Annotated in this window: 10 protein-coding genes; 8 read left to right on the top strand and 2 right to left on the bottom strand. The window is 52.9% G+C overall.

From position 1 onward, the window contains the following. Positions 1-1,336: 1,336 nt before the first annotated feature. On the bottom strand, positions 1,337-2,887 hold the full coding sequence (locus O9139_RS05625) for a phosphodiester glycosidase family protein (protein WP_270878470.1): 1,551 nt from the start codon (positions 2,885-2,887) through the stop codon (positions 1,337-1,339). A gap of 271 nt (positions 2,888-3,158) precedes the next feature. Between O9139_RS05625 and O9139_RS05620 the strand changes: the two genes are divergently transcribed. The 6 genes from O9139_RS05620 (at position 3,159) to O9139_RS05595 (ending at position 12,878) form a co-directional block, all read left to right on the top strand. Next, complete coding sequence (locus O9139_RS05620; protein ID WP_270878469.1) at positions 3,159-4,046, top strand: RluA family pseudouridine synthase; 888 nt, start codon at positions 3,159-3,161, stop codon at positions 4,044-4,046. A 119-nt stretch (positions 4,047-4,165) separates the two neighbouring features. Beyond that, positions 4,166-5,260 (top strand): LysM peptidoglycan-binding domain-containing protein, encoded by a 1,095-nt coding sequence (locus O9139_RS05615; RefSeq protein ID WP_270878468.1) that lies wholly within the window; start codon positions 4,166-4,168, stop codon positions 5,258-5,260. Between the two features lie 526 nt (positions 5,261-5,786). Continuing rightward, positions 5,787-8,456 (top strand): valine--tRNA ligase, encoded by a 2,670-nt coding sequence (locus O9139_RS05610; RefSeq protein ID WP_270878467.1) that lies wholly within the window; start codon positions 5,787-5,789, stop codon positions 8,454-8,456. A 70-nt stretch (positions 8,457-8,526) separates the two neighbouring features. Then, positions 8,527-9,900 (top strand): bifunctional folylpolyglutamate synthase/dihydrofolate synthase, encoded by a 1,374-nt coding sequence (locus O9139_RS05605; protein ID WP_270878466.1) that lies wholly within the window; start codon positions 8,527-8,529, stop codon positions 9,898-9,900. A 55-nt stretch (positions 9,901-9,955) separates the two neighbouring features. Beyond that, positions 9,956-11,290, top strand: coding sequence for a UDP-N-acetylmuramate--L-alanine ligase (gene murC / locus O9139_RS05600; protein WP_377523632.1), 1,335 nt, complete (start codon positions 9,956-9,958; stop codon positions 11,288-11,290). 121 nt (positions 11,291-11,411) lie between these two features. Further along, a complete protein-coding gene (locus O9139_RS05595) occupies positions 11,412-12,878 on the top strand; it encodes an SPOR domain-containing protein (protein WP_270878464.1) in 1,467 nt (488 codons plus the stop codon). Between the two features lie 114 nt (positions 12,879-12,992). On the opposite strand, the gene O9139_RS05590 is transcribed toward O9139_RS05595, so the two are convergent. After that, positions 12,993-14,237: an N-acetylmuramoyl-L-alanine amidase gene (locus O9139_RS05590; protein ID WP_270878463.1), complete on the bottom strand. Its 1,245-nt coding sequence runs from the start codon at positions 14,235-14,237 to the stop codon at positions 12,993-12,995. 145 nt (positions 14,238-14,382) lie between these two features. On the opposite strand from O9139_RS05590, the gene O9139_RS05585 reads away from it, so the two are divergent. After that, positions 14,383-14,625: a DUF4321 domain-containing protein gene (locus O9139_RS05585; protein ID WP_270878462.1), complete on the top strand. Its 243-nt coding sequence runs from the start codon at positions 14,383-14,385 to the stop codon at positions 14,623-14,625. Between the two features lie 51 nt (positions 14,626-14,676). Further along, positions 14,677-15,378 carry a Maf family protein gene (locus O9139_RS05580; RefSeq protein ID WP_270878461.1) on the top strand — a complete coding sequence of 234 codons (702 nt, stop codon included), beginning with the start codon at positions 14,677-14,679 and terminating at the stop codon, positions 15,376-15,378. Positions 15,379-15,484 lie beyond the last annotated feature (106 nt).

Here is a 15,484-nt window from a genome sequence, read left to right as displayed (position 1 = left end):
GCCGAACTACAGAGCGTCTGAGGTGGGGGGATGTATCTCTAGTCCGGTTTTGCCTGCTTACAGAGGCGGAACTGCTCGTTTGGCTACTTTTTGGCGTCTGTAATTGGGCGGAACCGGACTAGAGTGGTGTTAGTGGTGGGAGTAGCGTCTGCAATTGGGCAAATCTGGATTGGAGTGCGGGGGAGGCTTTTGTTTGGAGTAGCTAAGTTGAGCTTGGAGCGAGTGCCGAAGCGGAGGAGATGCTGCAGTCCGGATTTAGCAAACTACAGAGCGGCTGAGGTGGGGGGATGTATCTCTAGTCCGGTTTTACCTGCTTACAGAGGCGGAACTGCTCGTTTGGCTACTTTTTGGCGTCTGCAAGTGGGCGGAACCGGACTGGAGCGGTGTTAGCGGTGGTGGGACGTCTGCAATAGGGCGAAACCGGACTGGAGCGGTGTTAGCGGTGGTGGGGCTTCTGCAATTGGGCAGAACCGGACTGGAGCGGTGTTAGTGGTGGGAGTAGCGTCTGCAATTGGGCAAATCCGAATTTGAGTGCGGGGGAGGCTCTTGTTTGGAGTAGCTAAGTTGAGCTTGGAGCGCGTGCCGAAGCGGAGGAGATGCTGCAGTCCGGATTTGCCGAACTACAGAGCGTCTGAGGTGGGGGGGATGTATCTCTAGTCCGGTTTTGCCTGCTTACAGAGGCGGAATTGCTCGTTTGGCTACTTTTTGGCATCTGCAATTGGGCGAAACCGGACTAGAGCGGTGTTAGCGGTGGGAGTAGCGTCTGCAATTGGGCAGAACCGGACTGGAGTGGTGTTAGAGGTGGGAGTAGCGTCTGCAATTGGGCGAAACCGGACTAGAGCGGTGTTAGCGGTGGTGGGGCGTCTGCAATTGGGCGGAACCGGACTGGAGCGGTGTTGGCGATGGGAGTAGCGTCTGCAATTGGGTAAATCTGGATTGGAGTGCGGGGGAGGCTCTTGTTTGGAGTAGCTAAGTTAAGCTTGTAGCGCGTGCCGAAGCGGAGGAGATGCTGTAGTCCGGATTTGCCGAACTACAGAGTGGCTGAGGTGGGGGGATGTATCTCTAGTCCGGTTTTGCCCAATTGGAGGAGCTCTGTTGAGGGCCGAGGCTGCTGCAGTCCGAATTTTCCCAATTAAAGCAGGTGTTAAGCCGGCTTTGAGACGAAAACGTCTCTGTAAGTGGGCATTTCCGGACTACAGCTCCCGCCGCCGCCAACTCCTCGCTGTAATTGGACAAAATCCAATTACAGCTGCGACCGAGCAGCCATAGCTATCCAACCGAGCAAAAAAATGCCAGTCCGTAGTTTCAACAACTACGGGCTGGCATTTTTTATGTATTAGTTGGTTTTAGACGGTTGTGCAGGTGACTGGCTAGATGTAGCGCCAGCGCCAGTTCCAGCTGCGCCAGTGCTTGCACCACCCGATTGCGCTTGCCCCGAAGGGCTTGCGCTCGTCTCTGGTGTGGCACTTGTTTTAGGTCCTGTGGAGGCGCCTGGAGCGCCTCCTGATGTAGTACCGGAGCCGGGTTGGCCGTTATTGCTGCTATTGTTACTATTCCCCTGCTGCGTGTTATTCCCCGGATTCGGTGAATTTGCAGGAGCTGATGGCGTTGCCTCTGGCTTCACTGAAGGGCTAGGCTTCGCCGAACCGCTGCCGCCGTTGTTCACACCGGATGAAGGCGAGTTTGACGCCCCATTTTTACCCGATTCGGTATCCGTTGAAGCTTCCGGCTTCTCTGTAGGTTTCGGAGTCGCCGTCGGTTTCGGCGTAGGTGTCGCCTTTCCAGCTTTGGCCTTCAATTCGGCTTGTTCTCTCAAGTAATCTGGGTGATCATAAGCACCACCTGGATCAATTGTCGTCAGACCGGCCCATACGTTCTCAACCTTTACTTGATCAGGGTGATCGAAGACGAGGAACGCGGAAGGCAATCTGCGCTCGCCGTAACGGCTGGAAGGGCTCGTTATTAAATCATTGTTATAAACCATCTCGGACGATGCTCCACCGTCCAGGAAGCCAGCGTTAATGACACCGTCAGCGAGGAAAATATCCTGCACTTCTTTCAGCGTAGCGCCGACGCTATGTGTTTGGCGGCCGTCGATGACGATGAAGATGACGGTTCCGTCCGCTTTTTGGCCGACTGCGGTACGCGGTGCGCGTCCCCAGCCGCCGTCGCCGCTCGTAATGAGCGGTTTCCCGTTGGCGATAACCCGCGGATAGAAGGAAACCGCATCGGTCACATTCAGCTTCAGCAATTCGTTAATCGTGTATTTACCAATAATTAGCGTACCGTCTTTGGTGAATCCGACGATATGCTGCGGCACAGTGCCGTCTTGGTCGGTATACAAAATCTCGCCGCCGGACATAATAGCACCAATCGGGGCAAAACCGTTGCCCAATCCGTCCGGATCATTAAAGCCGCCGCCATTCACGCCGGCAACAGCGCCTGTGCGCTGAACCATCGAGGTGATGCGTTCGCCTTCGCCTTGCTTGGCGGGAACTACGACGCGAATCGAGCGCGGGTCATACACATACATCTTTTTGCCTTTCCAGAACTGACCGGAAATATCTTCCACTTTCACCAAACTTTCAATCGGGCGATTCTTGTTATATTTGACCGCCTGCAAATCCTGCTTTTCCACGGAGTTAACCTCCGTCAAGTTCTGCATCTCGGCAACAAGCTGATCTCTGCGTTCCGCTCCGACGAAAATCCAGGCCCAATCCCGGTGCTGCGTCGTAATAACCGTTTTGGCGAGGTAAACCCGGATGCTCTCTCCAGGTGGAGTTAAAAACAAGAAACTCGAACAAATGAACGTTATTGCGGCAATGATAAGCAGCATACGCTTCAGCCAACTATAATTGCGAAAATGTTCTATTATTGCAGTACCCAAAATAGTCCTCTCCTGCTCTCTTTTTCTACAAACTCTATCATCTATGAAGTCGAAAAAATAAAATACAAGTCTTATATTATCATATTTTCGCATGCAATTGTTATTGGTAATTGTTAAAATAAAGTGTACGATATCCCTTTGACTTTAAGGAGTTTGCAGCAATGAAACGATATTACTTTTTTGATTTTCCGATAGATTTGATGCTGGTGATCCTCATCTTTTTAGTAGTTTTGATCGCTATCGTCGCCATATTTCGCAAAGGGGAGCGCTCATGATTGCCTGGAAACGCAAAGAGGAATGGCTGGAGCTTCCTTTGCCCAATCCGGATTGGAAGCCACTGCAGCCTAGTGCCGTAGAGGCAATGTCAGCGCTGATTCCCGTTCCGCGGAAGCTATTTTTGCGCTTGGCTTCGCAAGGCGGAATCCGCGTGCAGGGCGGCAAAGCCTTGCTGCATCTGTTTCCACGGGAGTCGGCGGCGTTTGCGCCGGAGTACTGCGAGCTCGATATTGCGTATGAGGACGACTTTTGCCTCGTTGTTAACAAGCCGGCGGGCATGTCCATCCATCCGGCAGAAGCCGGGCAGCAAGGGACTTTAGCCTCCGCTGTAGCGTATTACTACGCTTCCACCGGTCAGGCGTGTGCGATCCGCCATATCCATCGTCTGGATCAGGATACGACCGGGGCGGTGCTGTACGCCAAAAACGAGTGGGCGCATGTGCTGCTGGACGAGGCGATGCGAGAGAAGCGGATCGACCGCACGTATGCGGCGCTGGCGCAAGGCGTCTTTCGCGCCAAGCGGGGGACGATTGATGCGCCAATCGGGCGCGACCGCCATCATTCCGGCAAGCGCCGGGTCACGCCTGGCGGCGATGCAGCCGTGACGCATTACCGCGTCAAGCAGCAGCTGAAAGGTGCAGCCCTGGTCGAGCTGGAGCTCGAAACCGGGCGTACGCATCAAATCCGTGTCCATCTGAGCCATCTGGGACATCCTTTGATCGGCGATACGCTGTACGGGGGCTCCGCCGCTCTGCTGAAGCGCCAGGCGCTGCACGGCAAGCAGCTTAGATTCCCGCATCCGTTGACGCAGGAACAGATCGTGGTTCAGGCCAGTTGGCCGGAAGATTTGCAGAATCTCCTTAGCGCACTGCAGGCAAAATAAAAATATAGTCATGCCTGGCTCCCCTCACCCATATACTTTTAGAGACAAACAAGGCATAGGGTAGAGCAATCCGGATGCTATCCACGCATCGCGGGTTGAAGGAAGGGAGGATTTGGACAGTGGCTGAACAGCAACCAGGGTTAAGATTCGATATCTATGAACGTGTCCATTTGCAAGAAGGGTTGGCAGGCATACAAGAGTTGGATGATGTCGAGTTAATTCCGCATATTCAGGTGCTAACCCTTGATAATCAGGCGGTCCTTAAAGGCAACTTGCTTCTCACCGGCGCTTATTCCAGCGATGAAGGCGGGGAGACCCGCACGTTGGAACATTTGATTCCAGTGGAAATTACACTGCCTCTAAACCGGATCCATCGGGTAGAGGACATTTTGGTTGAGATCGAAAATTTTGACGTCGATCTGTTATCGGCTAGAAGCTTAAATGTGACAGGCGTTCTATCCCTGCAGGGCGTCGAGATGGTTTCGGCCCCCGTCGAGAGCTGGCGGGAAGAAGAAGAAGTCACATTTGTCCATGAAGTTAATATTCCGCGGGTCGAATCGGCGCCTCCTGCTGCATCAGCGCCTGCGCAAGAAGCTGCGCCAGCGCCGGCGGCAACACCGGAACCGATGCCCGAAACGTTTCACCAGCCTGCGGAGGAGTCGTATCCGGAGCCGACGCCGCAGTTTACCATGCCGCAGCAGCAAATGCCGGTCTATAGCCCGCCAGTGATGGAACAGCCGCAAGCGCAAGTACAAGACCCTCCAGAGGCGGATTCCTTCTCTGCGGAATTGGAGCAAACGGAGTTTAAAGTGACGCCACATGCGGACAGCACGGTCGTTTCCGAGGAGAAAAAGGAACTTAAAGTCGCATTCGGCAAAAAGGCGAGCGAAGCCGTAGATATTAACCCTTACGGCATCAAATCGCTTTTGACCAAAGCGAGCTCCTATCTTCAGGACAAGAAGCGCGAAGAAGCGGAAGCCCAAGCAGCTTTGACGGAAGAAACGCGGATCGATGCGGTGGAATGGAAACGACTCTTCCTGCAAAATCAATCCGGTGTCAATGAATTCCGCAAATTAAGAATGTGCATTGTGCAACGGGAGGAAACGCTGGATTCCATCGCCAAGCGCTATCAATTGAATCCGCGCGAGCTGCAGCTATTGAACCGCTTAGGCGATCAGGAAGTAACCGCTGGTCAAATCATTTATCTTCCTTAAAAGGTGTACATACACGAAGCCTTCAGCCGTGAAACGGTTGGGGCTTCTTCTCTTTTTGGGCCCTTTCGGGGACTGTTCACGTTTTATGCCAAGACGCATAATTTAATCATAATCGGTAATAATGGATTGATATATTGACTCTGTTACAAATGTTCGATATCATATGATGTAAATCATTTTGAGCAATATTGGAAACGTTGATAGGGAGTAGTAGGCGGTATGCCCTTCAGAGAGTGGAACTGCAACGCTGAAAGGTTCCATAGGAAGCAGCCGGTCGAAGTCGCCCTGGAGTTGTGAACGTGAGCTTGATTGTGCGGTCAGTCGCATATTCTCGTCAGCGTTTGCCGGTCGCAGCCGTTATCTGTTCGAGAGCCATATCGCCTGTTGAACCCGGCTGTATGGAATGAAGGTGGTACCACGGAAGCAAGCCTTTCGTCCTTTGCGACGAAGGGCTTTTTTTGTTTGTTCCAAAGAATTTGCGGACTTCACCGTCTGCTTAAGCGATAACTATGTTGGAGGGAATGCTATGACCGAAGCCAATCAAATCAAAGATCAGCTGCAAATGCCAACTACGTATGATCCGAAGGAAGCGGAGCGTAAGTGGTATGACTACTGGATGAAGAATGAATTTTTCAAAGCGGGCAACCGTCCTGACGCGGAAACGTATACCATTGTAATCCCGCCTCCGAATGTAACAGGGATGCTGCACATCGGGCATGCGCTTGATTTTACATTGCAGGATATTTTGACCCGCACCAAGCGGATGCAAGGCTATGATACCCTGTGGCTTCCGGGCTCGGACCATGCAGGTATCGCCACGCAAACGAAGGTGGAGCAGAAGCTGCGCGAGCAGGGCCAAAGCCGCTATGATCTGGGACGCGAGAAGTTCCTGGAGAAGGTATGGGAATGGAAAGAGCAATACGCGAACACGATCCGCGAGCAATGGTCGAAGATGGGCTTCTCGCTGGATTACTCCCGCGAACGCTTCACGCTGGACGAAGGGCTGTCACAAGCCGTTCGCGAAGTATTCGTCTCGCTCTACGAAAAAGGGCTGATTTACCGCGGGAACTACATCATTAACTGGGATCCGGCGGCACGCACCGCATTGTCGGATATCGAGGTTGAATATAAAGAGGTTCAAGGCGCGCTGTATCATCTGGAGTACAAAACAACGGACGGCACAGGCTCGATTGTTGTCGCTACGACACGTCCGGAAACGATGCTGGGCGATACGGCTGTTGCCGTTCATCCAAGCGATGAACGCTACAAGCATCTCATTGGCAAAATGCTGCTGCTGCCAATCGTCAATCGTGAAATTCCGGTTATTGCAGATGAATATGTAGAAAAAGAATTCGGAAGCGGCGCCGTAAAAATTACGCCTGCCCACGATCCTAATGACTTTGAAGTCGGCAAACGCCACGACCTCCCGCAAATTCTCGTGATGGACGAATCCGGCACGATGAATGCGAACGCGGGACCTTACCAAGGTATGGACCGTTTTGACTGCCGCAAACAAATCGTTGCGGATCTTAAAGAACAAGGCGTCCTCTTGAAAATCGAGGAGCATGTGCATCAAGTTGGCCACAGCGAGCGCAGCGGCGCGGTTGTCGAGCCGTATTTGTCCACGCAATGGTTCGTCAAAATGCAGCCTCTCGCCGAAAAAGCGATCGACGCGCAAAAATCAGGCAATGGCGTTAATTTCGTGCCGGATCGTTTCGAGAAAATTTATTTGCAATGGATCGAAAATGTTCGCGACTGGTGCATTTCCCGTCAGTTGTGGTGGGGACACCGCATCCCGGCATGGCATTGTGCAGATTGCGGTAACGTGACTGTAGAGCGTCACGATCCGAGCGCATGCTCGCATTGCCAAAGCAGCAATATCCAGCAAGATAACGATGTGCTCGACACGTGGTTCAGCTCTGCGCTATGGCCGTTTTCCACGCTGGGCTGGCCGAATGAGACCGAAGACCTCAAACGCTTCTATCCGACAAGTGTGCTCGTAACCGGCTATGATATCATTTATTTCTGGGTGGCCCGGATGATCTTCACAGCACTCGAGTTCACGGAGCAAATCCCGTTCAAAGACGTGCTGATGCACGGCTTGGTGCGTGACTCGGAAGGCCGCAAGATGTCCAAATCGCTCGGCAACGGCGTCGACCCGCTCGAAATTATCGAGAAATACGGCGCCGATGCGATGCGCTACATGATTTCCACGAGCAGCACGCCTGGCCAGGATCTTCGTTTCCGTTGGGAGCGCGTGGAGCAAGCTCGTAACTTTGCTAACAAAATCTGGAACGCATCGCGCTTTGCTTTGATGAATTTGGAAGGCGTGACGTACCAGGATATCGATTTGTCCGGCAATCTCGGAACCGCCGACCGCTGGATTCTGCATCGGTTGAACGAAACCGTTCGCGATGTTACACGTCTCATTGACAGCTATGAGTTCGGCGAGACGGGACGTCTCCTTTACAATTTCATCTGGGACGATCTATGCGACTGGTATATCGAGTTCAGCAAGCTGAGCTTGTACGGCGCTGATGCGGCTGCGAAGAAAACGACGCAATCCGTGCTCGCTTACGTGCTCGATCAGACACAGCGCCTGATTCATCCGTTCATGCCTTTCATCTCCGAGGAAATTTGGCAGCATTTGCCGCACGATGGCGAGACGATCACGCTGGCTGCTTGGCCGCAAGTGAACCCTGCTTTCGAATCGCCGGATGCTGTGCGTGAGATGGAGCTGCTGATGGAAGCGATCCGCTCGGTACGGAACATCCGCGCCGAAGTCAACGTGCCGATGAGCAAGAAGGTTGAGCTGCTGGTCAAGCCGGCCAGCGCTGAATATCAGGCTATTCTTCGCCGCAACGAAGAATATTTACGCCGCTTTTGCAACACGTCCATGCTGCAGATTGATGCGGACATGGGCGCGCCGGAGAAGGCGATGACCGCTGTGATTACAGGAGCGGAGCTGTACCTGCCGCTGGCTGGTTTGATAGACATCGCGCAGGAGCTGGCTCGTCTTGACAAAGAGCTTCAAACGCTTCACGGCGAAGTGGAGCGCATCGAGAAGAAGCTGTCTAACGAAGGCTTCGTCGCCAAGGCGCCTGCCAAGGTGATCGAGGAAGAGAAGTCGAAGCTGACGGACTATGCAGATAAGCGGGACAAAGTGATTGCGCGATTAGCGGAATTAAAAGGATAATCATGGAAAAATAACCGATCGCCTAGTTATGCAGACAAGGTGATTCATATAGTAAATGAGGATGAGATCTATGAATGAAATCAATGAATCCACGCCGGCCTTTCAAACGGCAGACGAGGCGATCGCCTGGATCGTAAGCCGCATGGAGAAGCTTGGCATGAAGCCCGGGCTGCAGCGCATGCAGCTGCTCATGGAGAAGCTGGGCCACCCGGAACGCCGCCTCAAGTTCATTCATGTGGCGGGTACGAACGGCAAAGGCTCTACCTGTGCGTATTTGACATCCGTCCTGCGGGCATGCGGCTACGATGTAGGCACATTTACCTCCCCTTATTTGGAAAGGTATACGAATCGTATCCAAGTGAACGGAGCGGACATCGAAGATGAGGCCTTGCTTCGACTAGTGAATCGTATGAAGCCGATAGTCGATGAGATCGCGGCGACGGAAGTCGGTTCGCCGACGATGTTCGAAATCTCGACCGCGCTGGCTATTTTGTATTTTGGAACGGTGACTTATCCGGACTTTGTCGTATGGGAAGTTGGCTTGGGGGGAAGGCTGGATAGCACGAATATCGTCAACCCGATTGCTACCGTGATCACGAATGTCGGCCATGATCATATGGAGATTCTAGGAGATACGCTAGAGCAGGTAGCTGCTGAGAAAGCGGGCATTATCAAGGCTGGCGTGCCGGTAATTACGGCCGTAGAGCCCGAAAGTGTATGGCGGGTTATCGAGCAGACGGCGAAAGACAAGAAAGCGACCCTGTATACACTCGGCAATCAATATCATTTCACGACGGTGACCAGCGAATTGGATCATCAGACGTTCGATTTTACCGGACCTTTTCGCAGCTTGAAGGAAATTCCGATTTCCCTGAACGGGCATCACCAGCTCAAAAATGCCGCCGTTGCGGTCATGACACTGGAAGTGCTTCGTCAGTACTATGCATTGATCGTCGATGACGAGGACCTGTATAAGGGCCTCGCCGCGACGCGTTGGCCTGGCAGATTGGAGATGGTGTCGAACCATCCCCGCATTTTGCTGGACGGCGCGCACAACCCGGAAGGAGCAGAGACGCTGGCCGCAGCGCTAACAAGCGTGTACAGCTATCGTAAGCTACATTTTATGGCAGGTATGCTTTCGACCAAGAATCATACGGGCTACCTCAGGCATATACTACCATTGGTGGATACTCTCATCCTTACCGAACCAGATTTTCATAAAAAAGGGGACGCCGGCAAGCTTGCCGAGCTTGCGGAGGAGCTGCTTCATGATATGGGCCGGAAGGTCGACATCATCGTGGAACGCGATTGGAAGCAGGCTTTGGAAACCCTGAAAAGCAGAACTGAGCAGGATGATCTGGCGGTCGTATCCGGCACGCTGTATTTAATCTCCGATGTTCGTTCTTGGATTACCTATCAAACCGATTCTGAAAAAGGATGGTGAGAACGGCGTGAGTCAAGCAGAACACGTACATTTTATCGGTATCGGCGGATACGGAATGAGTGCCATTGCCAAAGTCATGCTCGAAATGGGATATCGCATTTCCGGTTCCGATCTGGCTCAGCAGGAGCTTACTGAGAAGCTGAAAGCCAAAGGGGCTCAAGTATATATCGGTCACCAAGCGCAGAATGTATCTGGCGCTGACCTGGTCGTCTACTCTACCGCGTTGTCTAAGGACAATGTGGAGATTCAAGCGGCTGAAGATTTGAAAATCCCGATCATTCACCGCTCGCAAATGCTTGCGCGCTTGATGAATGAGCGCAAAGGGATTGCAGTGGCCGGCGCGCACGGCAAAACGACGACGTCGTCGATGATTGCGCTTGTCATGGAGACATGCGGATTAGATCCGACCTATATCATCGGCGGAGAAATCATGAATGTCGGCAGCAATGCGAAGGCCGGGAAAGGCGAATTTGTCGTAGCGGAAGCGGACGAGAGCGACGGCACGTTCCTGCAGTACCACCCGACGCTTGCGCTGGTAAACAACATTGAAGCCGACCACTTGGAGAATTACAACGGCGATTTCGAGAATTTGAAAAAGGCGTATGCGCAATTCCTCAGCCAAGTGCGGCCTGGCGGTAAAGCGGTTGTGTGCCGTGACGATGCGTTCCTGAGCGAAATGATTCCGCAGATCCAAAGCGATGTCATTACGTACGGGATTCACAATGAAGCGGACTATATAGCCAGCGATATTACGCTTGGTGACAGGAAAGTGACGTTCACCGTGCACTACCAAGGTGCGAAGCTGGGTGAAATCAGTTTGTCTGTTCCCGGCAAGCATAACGTTTACAACGCTCTAGCGACGTTGATTACATGCCTGGAAGCAGGCCTCTCCTTCGACCAAATCGCCGAGGCGATTCAGGAATTCCGCGGAGCAAAGCGGAGATTCCAGGTGCTTGGCGAAGTGCAGAACATTTTGGTCATTGATGACTATGCGCATCATCCGACTGAGATTCAAGCTACGATCTCTGCGGCTAAGGCAACAGGCAAACGCATTGTAGCCGTTTTCCAGCCACAGCGCTATACACGGACCTACTATTTATTCGAGCAGTTCAGCCGCTCATTTGAAGAGGCCGATGAGGTAATCATTACCGACATCTACTCTCCAGCGGGTGAGAAACGAATTGAAGGTGTAGATTCCGCCAAGCTGGTGGAGCTCATTCGGAAGAACAGTAACCCGAATGTTCAGCATATTCCGACGAGGGATGAAGTGCTCGAATATTTGATTCAGCATGTGAAGCCAGGTGATCTGGTGTTGACGATGGGCGCTGGCGATATTTGGAAAGCCGCCGACGGTTTGGCTAAAGCGCTGCGCAGCCGTTACGAAGCTTAAAAAAGGAATGTCCCTTGGTCTACTCACGTAGACTAGAGGGACATTCTCTTTTTTTATACTCATATTTCGATTCTCTCAATCATAATCTAGTAATACAAGATTAGGACAAGGAGCGAAATAGATGAAAAACAATCATAAAGCAAGGATTACATATCGTTTTGATCAGAACGAGCCGCGGCGTCAAACAAGGCCAGCGGGGACGCAGCAGCCTATGGAAGAAGTGGTGATCCCGCTCTATCAAGAGGAATTTGAGGTGCGGGAGACGACGCCGGTTGTTACGGATAAAGTCGGCTCCGAGGGGCCGGTGACCTCTGCGGATCGCGCAGAAAGGCAGGAAGTCGAGAGCTTGTTCGAATCGCACGCGCTGAACACGTTCACGACGGATTTCGGCAGCTGGAACAGTTCGATTGAAACGGAAGGCGAACGCGTGGAGCGGATTATCCGCGAGTCGCAGACGGCGCGGGAGCATGCAGTTCGGGATTACCCGGTACGGGAGCAGGCTGTGCGGGAGAATACGGCACGGGAGCCCATTGTGCGTGACGACTACGGCCCTGGGCCCGACCTTGATCATTCCCGCGCAGATGAACACCGCGATACTTGGTCAGCATGGACGAACCAAGGCCCATATGTCGAACCGGGCACTGGCGCCCGCTATGCGAAGTCGTCAGGCACGCCATGGGTGCGCATCGCCACTTCGATCGCCGGGGCGGTCATTACGGGCGTTGCCTTCGGATTTTTTGTGCTCTCGATGTTTTCCAGCGAGCCGAACAAAGGCGCGACCGCAGGAGGGAAGACTGCGACAAGTGTACAGACGCCGACGTCGGGCAAGTCGGTAGCGGCGAATGCCGGCGCCGCCGGGGGAGACCAGACTGCGAATGCGGCCCCGGGTTCTGCGGCAGCATCGGCTTCGGCGAAGCCGGGGGATCAAGCGGCGGCCGCTGCAGGGGTGACGCCGGTGCAAATTGCGGCGAAGACATACGCCTTCCTGCAAAATGGCGTCTTCAGCTCGCCGCAAAGCGCGCAAGCCGCGCAAGACAGCTTGCGGAAGAAGGGGCTGGCATCCGCCCAGGATGGCAGCGATAAGCCCGCGGTATTCGTCGGCTTTGCGTCCAGCCGCGACGATGCGCTTGCGCTTAGCCAGCAGTTGCAGGTACAGGATAAGTCGCTGGAAGTTTATGTAAAGAACGTTGACATCCCGGGGGCAACGGGCATTCGGTGGAGCGGCTCCAAGCCGGATGCGGTCGCTTCCTTTATCGCTGAAGGCGACAAGCTGGTGAAGGCGATCAGCGGCTTGACCGTCATTCACTTGGCGGAGACGAAGCCTACCGCGCTGGCAGATTCATCCTTGCAGACGATACGCACGTCGCATCAATCGCTGACAACGCTGTCCGCATCTGTCAGTGAAGGCGCGGGCGACGACGTGAAGCCGCTGGTACAGAAGATGACAACGGCGCTGGGCAGCGCGGTGCAATCGATGGAAGAATACAAAAAATCGCCATCCACCGCAATGTTATGGCAGGCTCAATCTTCGATGATGCAATATATTCTCTCGCAAAAAGATCTCTTGAAGAAAGTCAGCGTGTCCTAAAGGTGCCGCGAATAAAAAAGCAGACCCTCTCCAGTGAACTGTACCTCCATTGTTAGTCGTGTCTAACAAATTTGGTGCAGTTCAGATGTTCGAATCTGGAGATGAGTCTGCTTTTTATTTGGCTGCGTAGCGGTCCACCATGGCAGCGATTTCCGCGCGTGTAATCGACTGTCCCGGTTTGAATTCGGTATCCGTGATCCCGTTAATGATGTCTTGGCTTTTCAGCGCATAGATCGCATTGGCACTCCATAAAGTGGCCGGCACATCGCTAAAACTTGCGTTCTTCACTGCAAGGGCCGCCTCAGCTTGCGCTTGCTTCAAGCGCAGCAAGCGGTCAAAAATAACGGCAACCTCGCCTCTTGTTACCGGCTGATTCGGCCGGATTGTCCCATCCTCGTAGCCTTGCAGCAAGTTCAGACCTTTGGCGTCATTAAAGACCTTAATCGCCCAATGGTTGGCAGGCAAGTCCTTGTAGGATCCATTGCCGGTGCTGCCATAGACGGAGCCGGTTACACTGCTCGCCGCGCTCGAACTGTTAGCCGGATTCAGCTTGCTGAACGTAAACACCCGGTCCATCAGCGTCAAAAACTCGGCTCTTGTTAATGCGCGCTCGGGCTCATACCGGTTCCCGATGCCTTCGATCCATCCTTTGTTTTTCATCCGCAGGATGGCTTCTCTAGCCCAGTGTCCGACCGTGTCGACGAACACAGGCGGCACAAAAGCTTCAATGCCGCGTTCAATGCCGAGCGCCATGTTCGTACGCACCGCATCATCGGCGAGCTTGGCCGCCTCGCTGCTGTTGCTCAAGAAGGCGGTCTCGACCAAGATGCTGGGAATGGTCCCCATCCTGGCTACGTATACCGCACTTGGCACAAGGCCAAGGTCAGCCGTCCCCGCAGCGGCGACCAAGGAGTCCTGAACATGCTGTGCAAGATCCTTGCTATAAGGTGTCATAATTTTCATCGTATCGCTGGCAGGATAATCTTCTTGGGGATAAGCATTGTCATAGTACAACACCATCGAACCGTTCATTTTGGAACTGGAAGTGGAGTTCGCGTGGATGGACACGAAGAAATCCGCTTTTTGTTCATTGGTCATTTGGACGCGTTCGGCCAGAGACCAGAAGCGGTCGTCCGTTCTTGTCATAAAGACATCGTAGCCTCTGCGAACAAGCTCGTCCTTCAGTTTCGTTGCGATGTCCAGATTGACATCTTTTTCTTGCAAGCCGTTCACCCCGATGGCGCCGGAGTCATATCCGCCATGTCCGGCGTCGACAACCACTTTGTACGCAAAAGCTTGATAAGGAAAAGCCACCGAGAATAAAGATGACAGGACGACGAGCTTTTTTAGTAGATTCATGTTGGGCAATACCTCCAGTAACTATCTTACTAGGATCAGCTCGCTGTGTAAGCAGGTAAGATACAGCAATGCCGCTCATTCGTCATGGTAAATATAAGGAGATGCAAGTATAATAGGCTTGTACATAATAGAGAGGATGGCAGCAATGAAAAAAGGTACCGTCACATTGATCATTTTTTTAATCGTCGGGCTTATTACCGGTATCATTATCGGCCAACTGTTGGCCCCAGTGCCTGCTCTCGCTTTTTTAACGAAATCCGCACAAATCACTTGGGAGCCTAAAGCCGATTTACAAGTGCTGAAGTACGAGCTTCACTTTCAGGTGAGATTGAACTTGTGCAGTATTTTGGGACTTGTAGGCGCATTTTTTTTGTACCGGAAGCTATAATGGGAATGAGACAACGAAAATGTCAGATAAACATGTTAGGAGCTGTTATCTTTGAGCCATACTGAACTTCCAAAGCTTATTCTTGCTTCATCTTCGCCGCGCAGGCAGGAGCTGATCCAATCGCTTGGATTACCTTATATCATTCGTGTCAGTGATGCAGATGAGACCGTTGAGCAGAAAATTACGCCAGCAGAGCTTGTGGAGCTTCTGTCGATGCGGAAAGCGACTACGGTGCGGGACATGCTGAAAGGTACTGCAGAGCAGGGTGTCATCATCGGATCGGACACAGTTGTCGTCTTTCAAGGAGAAGTGCTTGGCAAGCCTGTGGACGAGAACGACGCCTTCCGGATGCTGAAGATGCTGCAGGGCCAAACGCATGAGGTCTACAGCGGCGTGGCCTGTGTGGATACGGGCAGCAGCGAGGAAGGGAACGCAGGGGCCGATGACACAACACATATAGGGGATTTGATTCGCTACCGCATCCAAGTCAAGTCACCTGAAGGGCGTCCCGCGGTCATCGTCGGACACTCCGTCAGCAAGGTGACATTCAGGCCGATGAGTGATGAAGAAATTCGTGCTTATATCCAGACACGCGAGCCTATGGATAAGGCGGGTTCGTACGGTGTGCAGGGAATCGGCGCGGTCTTTATTGAAAAGATTGAAGGGGATTTTTACAGCATTATGGGACTGCCGTTGAATCTTTTGAATCAAATGCTGCTTAGATTCGGTATCAGTTCGCTGAAGCGGGTTTAACATAAAGGCGGAGTGGGGGGGGGGGAGCCTGCTTCGCCTATTTCTTAGGAACAACTGTGATTACTTAATGTTGTAAGATAGATGCCACCCAGAAAGCCCCAGCCTA

Source organism: Paenibacillus aestuarii (assembly GCF_027789125.1).
In the GTDB taxonomy this organism is placed as follows: Bacteria; Bacillota; Bacilli; order Paenibacillales; family NBRC-103111; genus Paenibacillus_E; species Paenibacillus_E aestuarii.
The sequence above is the reverse complement of the archived record's forward strand: the minus strand, read 5'-3'. Positions and strand labels throughout refer to the sequence as shown.

Excerpts from the sequence above, each read along its gene's own strand:
- O9139_RS05620 (WP_270878469.1), top strand. The coding sequence starts at position 3,159 with ATGATTGCCTGGAAACGCAAAGAGGAATGGCTGGAGCTTCCTTTGCCC.
- O9139_RS05590 (WP_270878463.1), bottom strand. The coding sequence starts at position 14,237 with ATGAATCTACTAAAAAAGCTCGTCGTCCTGTCATCTTTATTCTCGGTG.
- O9139_RS05595 (WP_270878464.1), top strand. The coding sequence starts at position 11,412 with ATGAAAAACAATCATAAAGCAAGGATTACATATCGTTTTGATCAGAAC.
- murC (WP_377523632.1), top strand. The coding sequence starts at position 9,956 with ATGAGTGCCATTGCCAAAGTCATGCTCGAAATGGGATATCGCATTTCC.
- O9139_RS05605 (WP_270878466.1), top strand. The coding sequence starts at position 8,527 with ATGAATGAAATCAATGAATCCACGCCGGCCTTTCAAACGGCAGACGAG.
- O9139_RS05610 (WP_270878467.1), top strand. The coding sequence starts at position 5,787 with ATGACCGAAGCCAATCAAATCAAAGATCAGCTGCAAATGCCAACTACG.
- O9139_RS05585 (WP_270878462.1), top strand. The coding sequence starts at position 14,383 with ATGAAAAAAGGTACCGTCACATTGATCATTTTTTTAATCGTCGGGCTT.